16 protein-coding genes are annotated in these 19,449 nt (G+C 71.0%); 6 read left to right on the forward strand and 10 right to left on the reverse strand.

Annotated elements, in window-relative coordinates:
- Window positions 1–34 precede the first annotated feature (34 nt).
- The gene (locus F8566_RS47215) at window positions 35–1,108 is read left to right on the forward strand and encodes an FAD-binding protein (protein WP_151570605.1); all 1,074 of its coding nucleotides are present in this window, start codon (window positions 35–37) and stop codon (window positions 1,106–1,108) included.
- 10 nt (window positions 1,109–1,118) lie between these two features.
- Here F8566_RS47215 and F8566_RS47220 read toward each other — a convergent pair whose 3' ends face one another.
- From F8566_RS47220 to F8566_RS47230, 3 genes are read right to left on the reverse strand one after another with little or no spacing between them, the layout of a single operon-like run.
- Window positions 1,119–1,796 carry a winged helix-turn-helix transcriptional regulator gene (locus F8566_RS47220; protein WP_151570606.1) on the reverse strand — a complete coding sequence of 226 codons (678 nt, stop codon included), beginning with the start codon at window positions 1,794–1,796 and terminating at the stop codon, window positions 1,119–1,121.
- 48 nt (window positions 1,797–1,844) lie between these two features.
- On the reverse strand, window positions 1,845–2,501 hold the full coding sequence (locus tag F8566_RS47225) for an alpha/beta fold hydrolase (RefSeq protein ID WP_151570608.1): 657 nt from the start codon (window positions 2,499–2,501) through the stop codon (window positions 1,845–1,847).
- Window positions 2,498–3,463, reverse strand: coding sequence for an LLM class flavin-dependent oxidoreductase (locus F8566_RS47230; protein ID WP_151570610.1), 966 nt, complete (start codon window positions 3,461–3,463; stop codon window positions 2,498–2,500). Before F8566_RS47230 ends, F8566_RS47225 begins: the two co-directional genes overlap by 4 nt.
- A gap of 174 nt (window positions 3,464–3,637) precedes the next feature.
- Between F8566_RS47230 and F8566_RS47235 the strand changes: the two genes are divergently transcribed.
- Both F8566_RS47235 and F8566_RS47240 read left to right on the forward strand, forming a co-directional pair.
- On the forward strand, window positions 3,638–4,198 hold the full coding sequence (locus tag F8566_RS47235; RefSeq protein ID WP_151570612.1) for a transcriptional regulator: 561 nt from the start codon (window positions 3,638–3,640) through the stop codon (window positions 4,196–4,198).
- The gene (locus F8566_RS47240) at window positions 4,195–5,085 is read left to right on the forward strand and encodes an SRPBCC family protein (protein ID WP_151570614.1); all 891 of its coding nucleotides are present in this window, start codon (window positions 4,195–4,197) and stop codon (window positions 5,083–5,085) included. The genes F8566_RS47235 and F8566_RS47240 overlap by 4 nt, the downstream gene beginning before the upstream one ends.
- Window positions 5,086–5,155: 70 nt before the next feature.
- On the opposite strand, the gene F8566_RS52530 is transcribed toward F8566_RS47240, so the two are convergent.
- A complete protein-coding gene (locus F8566_RS52530) occupies window positions 5,156–8,029 on the reverse strand; it encodes an ATP-binding protein (RefSeq protein WP_151570616.1) in 2,874 nt (957 codons plus the stop codon).
- 124 nt (window positions 8,030–8,153) lie between these two features.
- Between F8566_RS52530 and F8566_RS47250 the strand changes: the two genes are divergently transcribed.
- Complete coding sequence (locus F8566_RS47250; protein ID WP_151570618.1) at window positions 8,154–9,392, forward strand: NAD(P)H-binding protein; 1,239 nt, start codon at window positions 8,154–8,156, stop codon at window positions 9,390–9,392.
- Window positions 9,389–9,889, forward strand: a complete 501-nt coding sequence (locus tag F8566_RS47255; RefSeq protein WP_151570620.1) for an anthrone oxygenase family protein — start codon at window positions 9,389–9,391, stop codon at window positions 9,887–9,889. The genes F8566_RS47250 and F8566_RS47255 overlap by 4 nt, the downstream gene beginning before the upstream one ends.
- 68 nt (window positions 9,890–9,957) lie before the next feature.
- Here the strand turns inward: F8566_RS47255 and F8566_RS47260 are convergent, their stop codons facing one another.
- From F8566_RS47260 to F8566_RS47275, 4 genes are all read right to left on the reverse strand, one after another.
- The gene (locus F8566_RS47260) at window positions 9,958–10,527 is read right to left on the reverse strand and encodes an HD domain-containing protein (protein WP_151570622.1); all 570 of its coding nucleotides are present in this window, start codon (window positions 10,525–10,527) and stop codon (window positions 9,958–9,960) included.
- A gap of 10 nt (window positions 10,528–10,537) precedes the next feature.
- Entirely contained in the window at window positions 10,538–11,053 is a 516-nt protein-coding gene (locus F8566_RS47265) for a YbaK/EbsC family protein (RefSeq protein WP_151570624.1), read from the reverse strand.
- A gap of 41 nt (window positions 11,054–11,094) precedes the next feature.
- Window positions 11,095–14,457, reverse strand: a complete 3,363-nt coding sequence (locus F8566_RS47270; RefSeq protein ID WP_151570626.1) for a DUF4132 domain-containing protein — start codon at window positions 14,455–14,457, stop codon at window positions 11,095–11,097.
- 63 nt (window positions 14,458–14,520) lie between these two features.
- Window positions 14,521–15,450, reverse strand: a complete 930-nt coding sequence (locus F8566_RS47275; protein WP_225994184.1) for a helix-turn-helix domain-containing protein — start codon at window positions 15,448–15,450, stop codon at window positions 14,521–14,523.
- 82 nt (window positions 15,451–15,532) lie between these two features.
- Between F8566_RS47275 and F8566_RS47280 the strand changes: the two genes are divergently transcribed.
- Window positions 15,533–15,922 carry a cupin domain-containing protein gene (locus tag F8566_RS47280; protein WP_151570630.1) on the forward strand — a complete coding sequence of 130 codons (390 nt, stop codon included), beginning with the start codon at window positions 15,533–15,535 and terminating at the stop codon, window positions 15,920–15,922.
- Here F8566_RS47280 and F8566_RS47285 read toward each other — a convergent pair.
- Window positions 15,919–19,152 carry a S41 family peptidase gene (locus tag F8566_RS47285; protein WP_151570632.1) on the reverse strand — a complete coding sequence of 1,078 codons (3,234 nt, stop codon included), beginning with the start codon at window positions 19,150–19,152 and terminating at the stop codon, window positions 15,919–15,921. The two genes, F8566_RS47280 and F8566_RS47285, sit on opposite strands and share 4 nt — an antisense overlap.
- Window positions 19,153–19,183: 31 nt before the next feature.
- Window positions 19,184–19,357 carry a hypothetical protein gene (locus tag F8566_RS50670; protein ID WP_192810259.1) on the reverse strand — a complete coding sequence of 58 codons (174 nt, stop codon included), beginning with the start codon at window positions 19,355–19,357 and terminating at the stop codon, window positions 19,184–19,186.
- Window positions 19,358–19,449: the final 92 nt, after the last annotated feature.

The raw sequence follows: 19,449 nt of genomic DNA on the forward strand, positions 1-19,449 counted from the left end.
TGGCAGCACCAGAGATGACCGGCGTGGCGGGACCGTGCGCGACTTCGGGGGGATGATCGACCGCACGCCGGGCGAGGTGCTGCGCCCCGCCTCCGCGCGCGAGATCGCCGACGTCCTGCGCACCGCGCGGACGGACGTGGTCGCGCGTGGCTGCGGGCATTCGACCGGCGGTCAGCCGCTCACGGACGGCGTCGTGCTGGACATGCGCGGGCTCGCGTCCGTCCACGAGGTACGCGGCGATCGCGTCACCGTGGACGCCGGCGCCACCTGGCTCGAACTCCTGGACGCGACGCTGCCGCACGGCCGCACCCCGCCGGTGCTCACCGATCTCCTGGATCTGACCATCGGCGGGACGCTCTCGGCGGGCGGTGTCGGCGGCGCCTCGCACGTCCACGGCACCCAGGCGGCCACCGTGCTCGCCCTCGACGTCGTCACCCCGGACGGCGAGATCGTGTCCTGCTCCCCGTCACGCCGCGCCGAACTGTTCGACGCCGTACGCGCCGGGATGGGCCGCCACGGCATCATCACGCGCGCCACGCTCCGCCTGATCCCCGCGCCCGAACGGGTGCTCTCCTGCAAGGTCGGCTGCTCATCCGCCGCCGAGCTCATCCAGGCACAACGCCGCGTGCGTGCCGACCACATCTCAGGCCAGGTGAAGACGAGCGGCTATGAACTCAAGGCCGTGGTGTACGACGGAACGCACCCTCCCGCAGGCCTGGACCCAGCCGAAGTAGAGGAACTCCCCTACCGGGACTTCGCCGACCGGATGCGCCCGGACGTCGAGGAGCTCAAGGCCATCGGCGAGTGGGACCGCCCGCACCCGTGGGCGACGATGATCCTGCCCGCCGCGCATGCCGCCGCGTTCATCGAGGCGGCCATGCGCGCGACGGCCCCCGAAGACCTGGGGCTGAGCGGCGTCGTCCTGATCAAGCGCTTCACCCCCGGCTGGGTGCCGATGTTGCGTGCGCCGTCCGACTCCGTGCTCTTCGGGCTGCTGCGCACCGCGTCGCCCGGGTGCCGGTCCGCCGCGGAGATGGCGGCGGCCAACCGAGAGCTGCACGAGCACGCCCGTGCACTCGGCGGCGTCCCCTACCCGCCCGCTCCATAACCGGCCGACCCTACGAGGCAGGCTTCCGGTGGCCCTGTTCCGGCCACTTGAAGAGCACGCGGAGCTTGCCGAGGGCCTCGCGGTCACCGGTCACGGCGACCTCGCCGTTCTTGATCGCATCGGCGAGGCCGCGACCGCGGGTGAAGACCTCCAGGAACGTCGCGTCATCGGTCTCGATGACGAGGTCGGGCCGCTGGGCCGGGCCGTGCGCGGTCTCGATCGTGCCGTCGTCGATGTCGGCGTAGAACACCTCGTCGCCGACGCGGAACTCGTACACCACCCGCAGGCCCGCGGCCGCCTCCGCGACGAAGCACGTCCTCAGGCCGAGGACGGCCCAGCCCGGATGGAACACCTCGCCCTCGCGGCGCTCCCCCATCGCCCACTTCATTCCCCACGTCGCCAGCGCCAGAACCGCGGGCGCCAGCTCCTCACCGGCATCGGTGAGGGCGTAGGCGGGGGTACGTGCGGGCGGCGGCAAGGTGATCTTCCTGGCCAGGCCCTCGCGTTCGAGATGCTTCAGCCGCGCCGACAGGAGCCCGGTACCGAGCCCCCGGAGGCTGTTCTGGAGATCGCCGAACCGCCTCGGTCCCGTCATCAGCTCGCGGATGAGGAGCAGCGTCCAGCGTTCGCCGACGATGTCGAGCGTCCGCGCGGTGGCGCAGTACTGGTTGTACGTCCGCTGTTCCACTTCTTCATTCTAATCTGCGGACTTCCGGTTCCTGAATGACCGAAAGACTCATCCCGCGGCCTCCAGCAGACCGTCGGCGACGGGCCGGGGATCGGTCAGCGGCACGTCGTGCGGGGCGTCCAGGCCGATCGCACGGTAGCCGAGGGACACGGCCATCCGCTCGAACGGCAGCACCTGCGGGCGGCAGAAGATCCCGGTGCCCGGGATCGTGCCCACGGCTCCGCTGAGCCGTGTGGCCTCGGTGAACGTCCGCAGGAACTGGGGACGGAGCCGCTCGGCGAGCCACCGTGCGTCCTCGGGGTCGGTGATCCCGAAGCGTTCCGGAGCCGGAGCGGGGATCTCGCCGTCAGGCCCGGCCCACGACCGGATCGCCTCCACGAACCCCTCCGGCGCAAGGTCGAAGAGGCTCATCCCGTCCGCTCCGGCCCACCCCTCGATCATCACGATGTGCTTCACACGGCCGGGCCTGAGGTCGGCGGCCTCCCGGGCCACCAGGGCCCCGTAGCTGTGTCCGGCCAGCACCACGTCGCCGGCCGCGTCGAGCACCGAGACGACCTCGTCGACGTGCGTGCGCAGACCGGCGTCCGCGGCATGCGTGAGGTCCGGCGCGATCGTCTTCGCCCCCTCGCGTTCGAGCAGCGGAACGACGCGATCCCAGGTCCACGGGCCATGCCAGGCGCCATGGACGAGAACGAACGTGGTCATGAAAGGTCTCCTGTGCGTACGAGGGGCAGGACCCGGTCTGCGAACTCTTCGAGAGCGGCGGTGTGGTCGTCGACGGCAAGGCGGATCACCACGTGCCGGGCGCCGGCCTGCGCATAACGCGTGAGCCAGGCCGCGGCGTCATCGGGCGTCCCGGCGAACATCGCCTGGATCGACTCGATGTACTCCAGCGGAGCGTTGTAATAGCGCTCGATGCTCGTCCGCAGCCTCCGCCGTGCCCGTTCGGGTTCGTCGTCGAGGCACAGCGTCGCGTACAGCCCGGGTGTGACTGAACGCTCCGCGTCACCCTGCACGGCGGTCCACTCACCCTGCACGGCGGCCCACTCGCGCCCATAGGTCTGCGGCTCAGGCGGGTAGGGAAGCCAGCCGTCCGCCAGCCGCGCCACCCGCCGCAGGGCGGACTCCCCGGACCCCGCAAGCCAGATCGGCGGCCCACCCGGCCGCGCAGGGCTGGGCGCCAGTGTCACGTCCTCGAACGCGAAGTGCCTGCCCTCGTACGACACGGCCTTCTCGCTCCACAGCAGCCGCATCGCCACGATCGCCTCCTCCAGCCGGCTGATCCGTGATCTGAACCCGATGCCCAGCGCCGCGAACTGACCCTCGGTCGCCGGATTCGGGAAGCCGCCGCCCATCCCGGCGACCAGCCGCCCTTCCGAGATCCGGTCCAGCGTGGCGAGCTGCTGGGCGAGCGGGATCGGGTGGCGCAGCGCCCCCAGGAGCACGGCGGTGCCGAGCGTCACCCGTTCGGTGCCGGCCGCCACGGCGCTCAGCAGCATCAGCGCGTCGGCGCGCGGGCGGGTCACCGGGCTGTCGCCCGCCCAGACCGAGTCCAGGCCCAGTTCCTCCGCGCGCTGCGCCTGCCGGATCAGCGGCGTCACCTCGTGGTCGCCCAGCACGGCCCGGTCGCGCGTCGGCAGAAGGTAGCCGATCCGCAGTCCTGTCATGTCCCCTCCGAAGTGATCACCGAACTCCCTGAACTCTAGACCGCTACTTCCTGATTTTGAAGTCATAAGTTCCAAATAAGGTAGCGCTGCATGACAGTGAGGGCCGCCCCCTTCACCTGACTTCTTCCGGGCTCATTGACAAAATCTCCTTTTACATAAAAACTGATTTGTGCAATGAGAGACGTCCTGTATCTGGATCAGATCGAGCAGGCCGAGACCCTGCTCAAGCCGCAGCGCATCGAGGTGCTGCGGCAGCTCGCCGAGCCGCGCTCGTGCACGGAGGTCGCACAGCGGCTCGACCAGACCCAGCAGCGGGTCTACTACCACGTGAAACGCTTGGTGGAGGCAGGCCTGGTCACCCAGGTCGCCGAGCGCAAGGTCCGCGGCATCCACGAGGGCGTCTACCAGGCGAGCGCCCGCTCGTACTGGCTGTCTCCCCGCTTGGTGGGCCGGATCGGCGGCGGCCTGCGGAGGAAGCAGGACGAGATGAGCCTCGGCTACCTGCTGGACCTCATGGAAGAGGTCCAGTCCGATGTCGCGACGCTCGACCGGACCGCGCCCGAGCTGCCCTCCATCGGCGTCTCCGGCGAGATCCGCGTCCCGGTGGAGCGCCGCCAGGAGTTCCTGGACGACCTCCGCGGCACGCTTCAGGACCTCTTCACCCGATACGGCGGCGCGGAGGGCGACGCCTTCAAACTCGCCGTCGCCTGCTACCCGAAGGGAGAACGACCATGACCACTCCGATGAGGCTCCGCGCGCGGGTCGAAGCGCCGGGCAAGGACGTCCACCAGGCGCTTACCGACGCGGCCGCGATGCGCATATGGCTGGCCGAGAAGGCAGAGGTCGAGCTGCCCACCCGGTACGAGTTCTGGGGCCGCTACACACCCGAGGGCGACGTCCCGCGCCAGCGCCTCCTCCACGTCGACGAGCGGACGTTGCGCTACACGTGGACGCTCGACGGCCAGGACACCACCGTCGAGTTCTCCATCGAGGACGAGGGCCCCGGGTCGTCCATCATCACGCTCTCCCAGACCGACCTGCCCACCCTGCAGGAGTCGATCGCGGGCCACGGCAGCCGGCACGTGATGCACACCTACTGGGCGATGTACATCGCCAACCTGGTCGACCACCTCGAGGGCCGCGAGATCACCATGAGGTGCGACTTCACCATGCCGGAGATGCGCGAGCAAGTCGTCATCGACGCGCCGCGCAGCGCGGTGTACGACTCGCTCATCGACGCCAGCAAGTTCCGCCGCTGGTTCGGCGCCAACATCGACATCGAGCCGCACGTCGGCGGACGCGTGGCCATGGGCGGGTTCGAGCTCGATCCCGACCCGGAGGCGCGCATCCTCGAGATCGAACCTGACCGCAAATGCACCATCCAGTGGGGCCCGGACATGGTGTCCTCCTGGGAGCTCGAGGACTCCGAGGGCAAGACCCGGCTCACGTTCGTGCAGAGCGGCTTCGACGATGGCCGGCCGGACTACGGCTCCTGGCTCGGCTGGATGTCGGGCGTCGCCGAGCTGCGCCGGTTCCACGAGCTGAAGGACTGGCGGCCGATCTGGCTGGAGATCGACGTGGAGGGCATGCCCGAGGGGATGCTCTACAGCGAATCCCGGTGAGGTGCGAATCCCGGTGAGTGCGCGTGTCCCGGTGAGTGCGCATGCGGGTCCTCGTGAGCGCGCCTCCGGCTCAGTCGTTCAGCGGGAGCGCCGCCAGCTCGCCCCTGGAGGCGACTCCTAGCTTCGGGTAGGCCTTGTAGAGGTGGTGTCCGACCGTACGCGGGCTGAGGAAGAGCTGGGCGGCGATGTCGCGGTTGGACAGCCCCTGCGCGGCCAGCCGGACGATCTGCAGCTCCTGCGGCGTCAGCCGGGAGAGCGGGCCGGGGGCCTGGCGGTGCTTGACCGCCAGGCCGGTCGCGTCCAGCTCGCTGTTGGCGCGTTCGGCCCAGGGCCGCGCGTCGATGCGGTCGAACGTCTCCAGCGCGGCCCGCAGGTGCTCGCGCGCCTCCGACTTGCGGCGGGCCCGGCGCAGCCACTCCCCGTAGAGAAGCTCCGTGCGCGCGTGCTCGAACGGCCGGCTGTCCTGCTCGTGCGAGCGCAGGGCGGCGGTGAAGTGCTCGTCGGCCCGGTCGTCGGGCGACAGCAGCGCCCGGCAGCGTTCGGCGAGCGCGTCGATCGGAGGGCGGCCGATCCGCCGGGCCGCGGCCTCGAACCGGGTGAACGGCTCGGCGGCGCGGGCGGGTTCACCGATCCGGACGGCCGCCTCGACCAGATCGGGAACGCTGCGCTCGCTGGCCAGCTGATGGCGCCCGCCGCCCCGGCCGAGGTCTTCGAGCCGCTTCAGTGTCGCCTCGGCCCGGCCACCGCCGAGGTCGAGCAGGGCGAGCGCCCACTCGGCGCGGGAGGCCCCCGGCGAGAAGATCCGGCCCGCGGCCTCCGTCCGGGTCCGCGCCGCCAGGTCGCGACAGCGCTGCTCGTCCCCCTTCACGGCGGCGAGGAAGGCCATGACGCCGTTCGCGAGACTGGACCATCGCCACTGGCCGGTGTCGCGCCCGATGTCGTCGGCTTCGGCTGCGCTGGCCAGCGCGTCGCGGTAGCGGCCGAGGTTGGTCTGGGCGGCGGCCACGTGATACAGCGCCGCCGGCAGCGTCCCGACGTACCCCTTCGCGCGGGCCTCGGCGGTGATCTCGGCCGCCAGTGCGCAGGCCTCGGCGTCCCGGCCGGCCACCAGCTCCAGCCCGGCGATCTCCATGAGGGTGCGGGTATGACCGGCGTAGATCTCGCGCGCCGCGGCGACCACGCCGGCCATCGGCGGCAGCCGGTCCGTGGCGCGCCCGATGACCAGTGAGACGATCCAGTCCTGAAGCTCGCGTACCGGCGTGAGGCGGTCGCCCGGGTCCAGCTTGATCTCGTCGAGCTGCGCGGCGGTCTGGACGGCCATGTCGCGATCTCCGCCGAACCACACGTTGCCGAACGCCTCCATCAACAACGTGATGGCGGCGTGCGGATCGTCCTTCCTGATCCTGGCGACCTCGGCGAGCAGCAGTTCGTGGGAGGCGCGCAGCGCGCCCTCACCGGAGTGGGCCGCCGCCAGCACCAGCACCAGCCGGGCGGCGATCAGCGGATCGTTCACCTGCGGCTGTGCGCGTTCGGCGAGGGAACGGGCGCTGCGGAGCTCGCCGGCCTCGATGGCGGACTCGGCCGCCTGGGTGAGCAGCCGCCCCCGCTCGGCACGGTCGGCGGTCAGCCCGGCCGCCCGTTCGTAGGCGGCGGCCGCCGCGGAGTGCCCGTTGCGTTGCGCGGCCTGGGCGGCGGCGCGGGCCAGCTCGGCGGCCGCGTGCTCGTCGGGCCCGGTGGCGGCGGTGGCCAGATGCCAGGCGCGCCGGTCTGCCTGGTCCGTCCCGGTCAGGGCGTCGGCGAGGGCCCGGTGGACGGCGATGCGGCGGTCCAGCGGGGCGCCCTGGTAGACGGCCGCCCTGACGAGGGGGTGGCGGAACGACAACCGGCGGCCGACCTCGTCGAGGCGGACCAGGCCCGCGTCCAGCGCGGGCGGCAGGTCGTGGAGCTCGGCGACCGGAGCAGACGTCGAGGCGGACTTCGCGGCGGACTTCGCGGCGGACTTCGCGGCGGACTTCGCGGCGGCCAGGACCACGGCGAGCTCGCCGGTGCCGTCGGCGGCGGCCACGAGCAGCAGCGCCCGCGTCGCCGCGGGCAGGCGTGCGACCTGGCCGTGGAACGCGGCCTGGAGCCGGCTGGTCAGCGGCAGCGACGCGCCGGGCGGCAGGCCGGTTTCCACGGGCAAGCCGTTCTCACCGGACACGCCGCCGTCCATGGACAGGCCGCCGTTCAACGACAAGCCGCTGCCTAAGGACAGGCCGCTCTCACTTGCCGTGAGCGCCGCCGGGAGCTCGATCAGCGCGAGCGGGTTGCCCCCGGCCTCGGCGAGCACCCGGTAGCGGACCTCCGGTGACAGCCGTGCGGCCTGGCCGTCGACGAGCGCGGCGGCGTCGGCCGGGCCGAGACCGGACAGCCGCAACTCCGGCAGGCCCGGTGCGGGGAACGGCGTCTCGCCCTCCCGTACCGCGAAGATCACCGCGACGGGCTCGGCCCCCAGCCGCCGGGCGGCGAACAGCAGCGCCTCGGCCGACGGCCGGTCCAGCCACTGCGCGTCGTCGACCAGGCAGAGCAGCGGGGTCTCGTCGGCGAGCTCGGCCAGCAGGGTCAGCACGGCCAGGCCGACGAGCATGCGGTCGGCGGGCACGGCCGGGCCCAGCCCGAAGGCGCCTTCGAGCGCGCGTTGCTGCGGCTCCGGCAGCCGTGCCAGCTTGTGCAGCGCCGGTCTCAGAATCAGATGCAGTCCGGCGAACGGAAGTTGCGCCTCGGACTCGATGCCGAGGCCGCGGAGCACCCGCATGCCCCCCGCGAGCTCGGCGGTGGCGTCGAGGAGCGCCGACTTGCCGATCCCCGGCTCGCCGCGGACGACCAGCACTCCGCTGACGCCGTTCCGGGCGCCGTCGAGAAGGTCGCCGACGACCTGCTGCTCGGTGGTCCTGCCGTACAGCACAGTCGCCTCCTACCTACACCGCGGCCGGTGCCGAGCCGCAATTCCTTATGCGGTGACTGATTCCCGAGAAAGCCATCGTACGTAGCGTTCCGGACATCAGATCGTCGAAGGCGGGAGGCTCCCGATGCGCGACCATCACCGGCTCATCGCCCGGTACGTGGCGACTCGCAACGAGCAGGATCCGGCGGCGCGCGAGGCCGCGATCGCCGAACTCTGGACCGAGGACGGCACCTACGCCGACCCGCTGGGCATCGCGCGCGGCAGGGACGCCGTCGCGGCGGCCATGGCGGCGGCGCAGGCACGCTTCCCCGGTCTGGTCTTCGCGCTGGACGGCCGTGTGGACGTCCATCACGACGCCGCCCGCTTCGCCTGGCGTCTCGGCGTCCCGGACGGTGTCCCCGGCGGTGGCCGCGTGATCGTCGCCGGAACGGACGTCGCCACGTTCACCGGCGACGGCCGCATCCGGGGCGTGCGCAGCTTCCTCGACGACATCCGAGTCGACATCCCCACCTCCCCACCGGAAAGCGAGATCACCATGAGCACCATCCTCGTCCTCGGCGGCACGGGCAAGACCGGCCGGCGCATCATCGACCGGCTCACGGCCCGCGGCCTCGACGTCCGGGCGGGCTCCCGCTCGTCCGACCCTCCGTTCGACTGGGCGGACAGCTCGACGTGGGCCCCGGCCATGCAGGGCGTCGACGCGGTCTACATCTCCTACTACCCGGACCTGGCCGTGCCGGGCGCGACCCAGGCGGTCGGCGAGCTGACGCGGCTGGCGGTCGCGTCGGGCGTGCGCCGCCTGGTCCTGCTCTCCGGCCGGGGCGAAGAGGAGGCCCAGGCCTGTGAACGGATCGTGGCCGCCGCGGGCGTCCAGTGGACGGTCGTGCGGTGTGCCTGGTTCGCACAGAACTTCAGCGAGAACTTCTTCCTCGAATCCGTCCTCGCGGGTGAGGTGGCCCTCCCGTCCGGCGACGTGCCGGAGCCCTTCGTCGACGTCGAGGACATCGCCGACGTCGCCGTGGCCGCGCTCACCGAGGACGGCCACAACGGCGAGATCTACGAGCTGACCGGCCCCCGCGCGCTCACCCTCGCCGAGGCCGTCGCCGAGATCGCCGCGGCGACCGGCCGCCCCATCCGCTTCGTCCCGGTGACCCCCGACGACTTCGCCAAGGCGCTGGCCGCCGAGGGCGTCCCCCAGGAGCTCACCGACTTCCTGGTCTACCTGTTCACCACGGTGCTGACCGGTGCCAACGCGAGCACCGCCGACGGCGTCCAGCGTGCCCTCGGCCGCGAGCCGCGCGACTTCGCCGACTACGTCAAGGAGACGGCCGCCACCGGCATCTGGAACGGAGGCCCGGCATGAAGACCATCTCGCTCGTCGTCCTGGTCCTCTCGACGTTCACCACGGGTCTCATAGCCGGCTTCTTCGCCACGTACACCAACAACGTGATGCCCAGCCTGGGCCGCACCGACGACAGGATGTTCGTCACGACGATGCAGCACATCAACAAGGTCGTCCTGAATCCCTTGTTCCTGCTGTGCTTCACGGGGGCCCTGCTGCTCACCATCGCCGCCACGATCCTGCACCTGGGCGGCGAAGCCCGGCCGGCCCTGCCCTGGATCATCGCGGCCACCGTCCTGTACGCGGCGATGTTCATCATCACCATGGGCGTCAACGTGCCGCTCAACGACAAGCTGAACGCGGCGGGCGACCCCGCCCGCATCACCGACCTCGCGGCCGTGCGCGACGCGTTCGAAGCGAAATGGAACACGTGGAACAACGTCCGGACCCTCACCTCCATGGGCGCGTTCGGCTGCCTCATCTGGGCCCTGGTCGTGCACATCCGCAACACCGTCTGAGCAAGCCGCAACCACCATCGACGTGCGATCGACACCACCGACCGGCAGCCGGGGCCACGCCCCGGCTGTCACACGTCGTGGGCCGTCTGGAACGCCAGCCGCTCCTCCGCACCCGCGGCGATCCGGTCCAGCAGGTCGTCCAGCTTGATGAACGCCTCCCAGGCCGGCTCCCCGGACGCCGCCGCGAGCCGGTCGACGACGAGCTGTTCGAGCTCGGGGACTCGCTTGGCCTTCCAGACCTTGTCGGCCAGCGTGACGAGCAGGTCTTCGATCTCGATCCCCGGCCCGTCCCAGGCGGCGTGCGTGCGGGCGAAACGCGCGAGCCGTTCCTCCACACCGAGGTCGCGCAGCAGGGCGTACCCGACCGGCTCGTGCTCGGCGCCCGGCCCGGAGAGCTCCGCTGGATGCCGGACCTTCCCGATGTCATGGGTGGCGGCGCCGAAGAGCACGGCCTCACCATCGACCACCACCGACGGGTACCGCTCCCCCAGCCAGGTGACGATCTCGCAGGCCACATCGTGCACGGCGCGCAGATGGGCACCCAACCGCGGCGGGGCGCCGAGCTGTTCCAGCAACACCGCAGCGCGTTCGGGAAGAGGCCGGAAGCCAGGTCCGGTCAGCGCGCTGTCCAGGCTCATTTCTGGGCCACTACTTCTGGGCCAGGGATATGACCTCGGCTCCGGAGAGATCTGCCAGGCTCTTGCCGGGCAGGAGGACCTTGGACCTGCGCAGGCCGCTGCCGATGACGACGTCGCCCGCCGCCACCACGGCCTCGTCCACCAGGATCGGCCAGCCTTCTGGGAGCCCCACGGGTGTGATGCCGCCGTATTCCATGCCGGTCAGCGACGTCGCCTCGTCCATGGGCGCGAACGAGACCTTGCGGGCGCCCAGGTGCTTGCGGACGACGCCGTTCACGTCGGCGCGGTCGGTGGCGAGCACCATGCAGGCGGCGTAGGTCACCTCGCCGCCGCGCTTGGCCGCCACGACCACGCAGTTGGCGCTGCTCTCCAGCGGCACCTCATAGCGTTCGCAGAACGCGGCGGTGTCGGCCAGCTCGGGATCGATCGCGGCGACCTTCATCTCGGCCCCGACGGCCGCCGCCACCGGCGTGGCGAGCAGGGCACGCCCCTCCTCCGCCGGGATCCATTCCAGATTGCCGACCATGTCTCTCCTCTCCTCACGTCCACCCTGCCATGCGCCCGCGATCAGCTACCCGGAGGGGCTTCCGTGAGGCGTGTGAGGTCGTAGAGGATCTCGGAGACGGTGGCCGGGTCGAGGTCGCCGAAGCGGCGAGGGCCCTCCCCGCCCGGCTCGTAGTGGCGGGGTCGGTCGGCCAGCCACACGGTCCTGATGCTCTGGTCGGGGTACTCGCCCGCGCGCCCGTATCTCAAGCCCGGCCACAGTTCGACGACGACGTAGTGGTCGGCGGCCCTGCGAGCGATCCAGTCGCCGTCGCTCGCCTCGTTGTCGGCGCTCCATCGGCCTTCCGACAAGCCCTTCGCCTTGCCGTACGGAGCCGTGGCTCCCTCGAACCGCTTCAGGAGACCGCTGTCGCGTTCCTCTGGGGTCAGGGCGAAGGTCGGGCGGCCCAGCTGGGGGAACGGCTGGAGGATCTCGTAGTCGGCGAACAGCTCTGACCAGGTGCCGAGGTCCTCTCCGAGGTGGAGGGGGTGAGCGACCGTGATGCGAGCGGTTTCGGGAGGTTCGAAGGTGGTGTCGTCCACGTCGGCGAAGGTGCGGTCCTCGGCCAGGCGGAACGGGGTGCCGTCGGCCAGCCAGACAAGACGGCGGGTGATGTGCCACATCAAAGGGTGGCCGACGAGATACGTCCGGAACTCCTCCAGGGACCAATGGCGGTGGGTGACCATGGCCTGTTCGAGCTGGCGGATCTGGCCTTCGGCTATCGCCTTCACTTCTTTGCGCAGGGCGGTGAAACGCTTCTTGGTCTCGGGCGCGACCGTGGCGTCGTCGGTGGCGGCGGGCTTGGGCAGATCCTTGCGGTGCTTGCCGTTCTCCTCGATCACGTACGGCTTGAGCTGCTCATCGAAGCCGACCGTGAACGTGCGGGGACCGTAGTCGAGCGTCATGCTGCCATCGGCGTCGAGGCCGAAGTCGGGGACGGCGCGGTCGGCCAACTGGTCGCCGCTGAGGCCGAGGGCGGCGGCGACCTCCTGGATCCGTTCCTGGGCACGTGCTTTGAGCGCCTTGAACTTCATGCGCTGCGAGATCCCGTACAGGTGGAGAAGGGCGACGTCGGAGCCGATCGCGGCGAGGATGTCCAGGCCCGCCACGGCGCGGGCGCTCAGATTCTCCCTGGGCCAGGCCCGGATGAGCGGCGCGAGCCTGCGGACGGTGTCGTCGTCGCCGAGCCAGCCGAGCTGGTGCAGTGCCCAGTTGTCCTTGGACGGTGCGCCTTCGAGCTGCCATCGCTGGAACACGGCCCAGCCGAATTGTGCGAGGGACTGGGGAGCGCACATCTCGCGGACGGTGTCCAGACCGGCGTACACCCTGCCGGGCTTGGACATCGCGAGCATCTCGAGCACATGCCGGGTGGCGGTGTCGGGAAGGACGCGCTCGCGACCTCGCAGGTGGATGGGCGGGAGCAGACCGGGGTCGGCCCAGGCGCCGATCGTGGGCGGGCGGGACGGCAGCAGCTCGAGGGGATCGGTTGCGAGCATTGAGCCGATCGCACCTGCCGCCTCGTCACCGTGCACGCGCGCGGCTTCGATGATCGCCTCGGGACCGTGCGCGGCGGCCAGCAGGCGCAGGGCGTTCTCCGCGTTACGCCGGTCGTCACTCGGCCTGTCGAGGGCGGCGGGGAGCAACAGCGGCACCGCGTCCACGCCGTGCCTCTCGAACCAGCGGCGCGCGACATCCCCGGCCGACTTGAGGCGGCCCAGCCAGTCGGCCATCACCCAGGCCACCTCGGCGTCCAGGAACGGCAGCAGCACCTCGCTGAACGCGGCGGGAGCCGAGTCGGCAACGCTCATCGCGAGGGGTAGCGCGTCCAGCTCGAACCGGCTGATGAGAGGCGGCAGCCACACGTTGGCCTGGGCCACGTCCCACTCCCCCGCCTGGCTGAGGAGTGGCCGGAGGAGCTGCTCTGGAGCGACGGCGAACAGCCCTGCTTTCGCGGCGCCTCCCATGTGCTCGCCGCGGCACCTGGAGATCGGGTCCTGCCAGTCGCCGTCGTACTCGGTCGACCAGTAACGCATGCGCCGGGGGTCGGCCTTGGCCCAGCGCTCCCGTTCGCCTGGCTCCCAGAGCATCCGGGAGTCGCCGGGCTCGGTCAGCCCCTCCAGCACGAACGGCTTGTGCTTGGGCCGCTTGCGTGTCCACGGCGGCTCGACCAGGAGCCGGGGCAGGTCGCCGGCCTCGGCCTCCTCGGTACGGGTGATCGCGGTGATGATCGGCTTGAGGGCGTTCCGGGTCTCCTCCGGGAGCCGGGGCAGCAGGCCGGGATCGCCCAGCAGATGAAGGGTCAGGAGAGTGGTGGCGATCTCGGACGTGTTGGCGAGCGGTGCCAGCAAGCGCGCGGCCCGGACGGGAAACCGCCTCATGGCCTCGCGGACCACGGGCACGACGTTCTTGTCGTCCAGGCGGTCGGCGAGCGCCTGGAACGCCGCGTCCGTGGGCAGCAACGCCAGCGCCTCCAGGACCGGGGAGTCATCGTAGTGCCGTTCCCCTTCCATGACCCTGGCCAGGAGCGACACGACAGCCTCCACCCCGACGCCCTCGACCAGGGAGGCGATGAGGCCGGGGCTCCACCCGATCCAGGTCGGCCGCGCCTCGATACCGATCAGGTCGACCTGGGCGGGCGAGCCCAGCGAGCTGATCAGGTGTTCCTGCATCGACAACTCGTGATGGTTCGCGCAGCACTCGTCGACCCAGTCCTGCTCGGCCGGCACCAGGTAGGAGATCAGCACCTGGTCTTCCGGGGAACGGCGATACTCCGCCAGCCCCTTGACCGCCTCCGCGTATTCCGCGTCGTCGGCCCGGGAAAGGAGGATTCGCAGCTGCCGGGTGAAATCCTCCGGCATCCACCGGGAGCCCCGACGATCGGGCGCTGCGCCGTCGATCCTGTAGCGGATCCCGATGTCGGACGGACCCGGGCGCGACCCGGCCGCGTAGGCCACCACCACGATGACGTTGCCCCGGTCCGGCTCTCTGGGCGGCTCTATGACCTCGATGCGGCGGTATTCGGCGAAGGCGCAGGCGGCAAAGGCGACCCCGTGGTCGGTCACCCATGCGTCCAGCAGGCCCAGGTACTCCTCCTCCTTCCAGAACCACCGTCGCCAAAAGGCGATCACCGCCACGGCCGCCGCGCCGGCGGGATCGGGTGCCCCGTCCAGGTAGGCCCGGACCCGATCAGCCAGATCCTTCTCCGTCTCCGGATGTTCGAGGACGGCTTCGATCGCGTACCGGCACTCCTTGACGCGGTCACGTACCGAAGCGGTCACGGCCGGGTCGATCTCGATGTCGGGGACGTGCCGCCCGCCGCGTCTGGGGTGCGACTCTCGCCACCAGGACTCGGGAAGCACCAGGACGTTCTCGTCAGCAACGTTCATGGCGCACAACCGTAGAAGCGACCACGGACAGAACGCCCTGTGGCGACCAAGGCCTTGCGGCGACTAGGCGCGGGCGAAGCGGTCGCGGTAGGCGGAGGGGGTCAGGCCGGTCTGGCGCCGGAGCTGAACGCGGAGGTTGGCGGTGGTGCCGAGGCCGCTGGCACGGGCCACCGCGTCGAGTCGCAGCTCGCCGTTCTCGATGAGCCTGCACGCCAGCGCCACGCGTTCGGCCGTCAGCCAGGCGAGCGGGGTGGTGCCGACCTCGTACTGGAAGCGCCGGTGCAGGGTGGCGGGGCTGACGGCCGCGCGGGCCGCCAGGTCGGTCACGGTCAGCGGCCGGTCCAGGCGTTCCTGCGCCCAGGCGAGAACGGGCGCGAGCGAGGTGTCGGGGATATCCGGCACGGGCCGTTCGACGAACTGCCGCTGTCCGCCGTCGCGGTGCACGGCGAACACCAGCCGCCGGCTGACCGCGTTCGCGATCTCGGCGCCGTGGTCGCGGCGGATGAGGTGCAGGCCGAGGTCCAGCGCGGCCGCGCTGCCCGCGGCGGTGAGGACGTCGCCGTCATCGACGAAGAGCACGTCCGGTTCGAGCCGTACGGCGGGGAAGCGGGTGCGGAACAGCTCGGCCCAGCGCCAGTGCGTGGTGGCGCGGCGGCCGTCGAGAACACCGGCGGCGGCGAGGCTGAACGCGCCGGTGCAGAAGCTCACCAGGCGGGCGCCGCGGGCGGCGGCGGCCCTGATCGCGTCCAGCACCGGAGGCGAGGGATCATTCGCGGGATCGGGCCGGTTGGGCACGATCAGCGTGTCAGCCCGTTCCGCTGCCTCCAAGCCGGGCACGCCGGACATCGTGAACATCCCGGCGTGCATCACGACCGGGCCGGGAGCGCAGAGCGTGAAGTCGTACCAGGGGCGGTCCAGCTCCGGGCGGCGCAGGCCGAACAGCTCGGTCGCGACACCCAGCTCGAACGGGTTCGAGCCCGCGTCAACGATCATGACGACCTGGTGCGAGGATCCTTGCGGCATATGCGATTCCTAGCACTCACACCACGGCCGCGCCAGTGGGCAGGGTTGATGCGTGAGCAACGAACCGATCGAACTGCAGTCCGCGCTGGCCACGTTCACAGAGCTGTGGAGCCCGCGCATCGTGACCCAGGTGAACGACTACGACGTGCGCATCGCCAAGGTCGCGGGAGACCACGTCTGGCATGCCCATGACGACACCGACGAGTTCTTCCTGGTCCTTGACGGCGAGCTGACCATCGCACTCCGGGAGGATCAGGGTGAACGGGCCGTCACGCTGGCCCGGGGCTCGGTCTTCGTCGTCCCTCGCGGCGTCGAGCACCGGCCGTCCGCCCCAGGCGGCGCCTCGATCCTCATGTTCGAGCCGACGGGCACGCTGAGCGTCGGCGACCGGCACGAGGACGTCCCCGACCACGTGGACGCGACCGTGGGGCACGTCCTCTAGGGGCGCCGGGGTGGGAGGGTGGGGATGGCCAGACGGGGGCGGGCCTGCGGATTGGGCGTGTGGGCGGGATGCGCCTTGAGCTGGTCGAGCGCCACCTCGACGGCCTTGCGCAGCTGGGTGTCGACGTTCCGGGCGTAGTCCTGCGGCGTGATGTCGACCTCGATGTCGGGGTCGGTGCCGTAGTTCTCCACGCGCCAGCCCACGTCGTCGAAGGCGAACGAGAACTCAGGCTGCGTGGTGATCGTCCCGTCGGCCAGTTTGTGGCGCGGCCAGATGCCCACGACGCCGCCCCAGGTGCGGCGCCCGACAAGGGGCCCGAGCTTCCGGAGCTTGAACGCGTGGCAGAAGATGTCGCCGTCAGAGCCCGCGAGCTCGTTCGTCAGGGCCACGATGGGGCCGCGGGGCGACTCCTCGGGGTAGGGCGTCGGCACGCCCCAGCGCGGATAGTCATAGCCGATGCGGTGGCGGGACAGCTTCTCCAGCAGGAGCGCGGAGACGTGCCCGCCGCCGTTGAACCGCACGTCGACGATGAGCGCCTCCCGGTCGAACTCGGCCAGGAAACCCCGGTGGAACTCGGCAAAACCCTCCGGCCCCATGTCGGGTATGTGCAGGTAGCCGACCCGTCCACCGGCCAGCTCGTGGACGAGGGCCCGGTTGCGGTTCACCCAGTCGCGATAGCGGGCCGGGACCTCGTCGGCCAGGGCCTTCACCACGACCGTGCGCAGCTCGGTGCCGCGGAGCACCGTCAGCTGGACCTCCTGGCCGGCTTGGTTGACCAGGCGCTGCCCGGGACTCGCGCCGGGGCCGAGAGGCTGGCCGTTGATGGCGACCACGACGTCGCCGGGGTGGACGTCCACGCCGGGCCGGGTCAGGGGCGAGGTCGCATGGGGATCCCATTCGTCGCCTGTGGCGATCCGCGCGATGCTGTAGAGCCCGTTGCCGGTGACCCAGTCGACGCCGAGCTTGCCCTGCCAGTAGTGCGGCCGTTCGCGGTATTCGCCGCCGCTCTCGTACGCGTGGGACGTGCCCAGCTCGCCGAGCAGCTCCCACAGGAGGTCGGAGAACTCGCCGCGCGTGGAGACCCGGTCCACGAGAGGCAGGTAACGCTCGTAGACGCCGTCCCAGTCGAGCCCCGACATGTCCTGGGACCAGAAGTGCTCCTTCTGGAGCCGCCACGCCTCGCGGAACATCTGCCGCCACTCGGCCTCGGGCAACACCGACACCTTGACCCGGCCGAGGTCGACCCAGCCGGACTCGCGGCTCGGCTCCTTGTCCTCGGGCGGCGGCTCCCCGGCCTCGATCAGGCGCAGCCGGTCGCCGGACTGGTAGAGCAGGGTCTTGCCGTCGCGGCCCAGGCGGAAGTCGGTGACCTCGGAGACCAGCTCCGTGGATTCCTGCTTGTCGAAGTCGTAGCAGTGCAGCGTGCCGGTCTCGGACTCGGCGTACTCGTCCTCCAGGGCACCCTCGACAGGGAACGTCGTGTAGATCACTTTGCCCTTGATGCCCGCGAGACGGTCATAGCGCGCCTCCGGCAGCGGGAACTGGATCAAGCGGGCCGGCAGCTCGTCGAGATCGATGACCATCGGCCCGTCCTTCTCGCCGTTCTCCTCTTTGTCCGCGCCGTGCTGGTCCTTGCCGTCGTCCGGTTTGGAGTCGCCGTCGTCCGGTTTCACGACGGGACGCGGCTCGGCCACGAACGGGGACCCCACGTCGGCGCGGAGGGCGATGGCGTACGGCCGGCTGCCCAGCGGGAACCCCAGGTCGAAGTTGAGCGAGTCGTAGACCGGATTGAAGATCCGTTCACCGATGAAATAGAGATAGCGGCCCTCGGGGTCGAAGGAGGGGCGGAGGTCGCGCCGCACCGGCCGCGTCGCGCTGTGGGACTCGCCGGTCGCGGCCCGGCACACCTTGATGCCGATGGTCTGCGCGCTCACCGGGCAGGCGTACGCGAGCCAGGTCCCGTCGGCCGACCAGGCCAGGTCCACGATCGGGCCGTACGGGCTGGCCTCGACCATGGTGACCACCGGCTCGTCGCCGCCCGCGGGCAGCTCGATGAGCAGGAGCTCGTTGCGGTGGTTGGTGACCGCGAGCCGGTCGGCGCCGGGTGACACCTCCAGCTCCAGCACCCGCCCGGTGTCGGCGCCGTCCAGCCGTACGGTCCCGGGCGAGCCGTCGGTGGACAGGACGACCAGCACCTCCCGGTCGCCGTCGTCGCTCGCCGCCGCGACCAGCCGCCGCTGGTCGTTCAGCCAGGTGAGCAGCCGGTAGCGGACGCCGTCCAGCTCACCGTGCTGCCGGACGGGGCCCTCCCAGCCGGCGAACGAGAACGCCTTGCCGCGCGTGGTGATCGCCATCCCGCTGCCGTCGGGGCTGGGCGTGGCGCTGTCGAGGAACTCCGCCGCGTCGGCGAACTTGCGGTTGAGCTGGCTGCGCGAGCTGCCGAGCCGGACGTGCAGCCGCTGCGGCTCGTCCTCCGCGGGATCGAGCAGGTAGAGGTCGGCGCGGCAGTGGTAGACCAGGCGCCTGCCGTCGCCGGACAGGTTGCGCGCGTAGTAGTCCGCGTGGTCGGTGTGGCGCCGGAGGTCCACTCCGCCGGGCGTGCACGAGTAGACGTTCCCGACGCCCTCGTGATCGGACAGGAAGTAGATCCGCTCACCGGTCCAGCACGGCGAGGCCAGGTTGCCGGGCAGCGCGATGAGCCGCCGGAACTCCCCCGTTCCCGCCGGGTCGATCCACAGATCACCGGCGGTGCCGCCGCGGTAACGTTTCCACCGGGCGGGGTCGGCGGTGTTGCGGCCGAGCACCATGCCGCCGGACGGGCCGTACGAGATGGTGTTGGCGGGTCCGTAGGGCAGCCGTTCGGGCGGGCCGCCCGGCTCGACGCGGTGCAGCCAGCGGAGGCCGTGGAACGGCTGGCCCTCGTCGCTGGCGTAGATGATCCCGCCGGCCGGATCCCAGCCCGTGACGGAGCAGGACACGCCGTGGAACGTGACCCGCCTGCCGGTGCCTCCGGTGGCGGGCATGACGTAGACCTCCGCGGGCCCCTCCTCGCGCCCGACGAACGCCAGTTGCGAACCGTCGGGCGACAGGCGCGGATAGGTCGCGGCGGCGACGCCCGCGGTGAGCCGGAACGCACGTCCGCCCACCGCGGGCACCATCCACAGGTCGTCTTCGCTGACGAAGACGATCACGTCATGGAAGATCGCGGGAAACCGCAGATATCCCGGCACAACCCTCCATCAGAAATCCGGTGGAATCGGTTCACTCGTCGATCGGACGCGACGCGTTCGGCGACTGGTCCGCGTTGGGACGCTGCTGGTTCGCCGACCGCTTGTCCTGCTGCTGCTTCCTGTCCTGCTGCTGCTTGGCGTCCCGGCCGGTCTTGCTGGCCGGTTTGCTGGGCTTACCCGACTTGGATGGCTTGTTCTGGGCCATTGTCCCCCCTTGTAACTCTGCGCCCCGTAATCGGCGCATCACCCTCGGTGATACCCAGAACACCCCGACTCTCACGCGTCACTTCGGACAAT

Source organism: Actinomadura rudentiformis, assembly GCF_008923185.1.
Classification (GTDB): domain Bacteria; phylum Actinomycetota; class Actinomycetes; order Streptosporangiales; family Streptosporangiaceae; genus Spirillospora; species Spirillospora rudentiformis.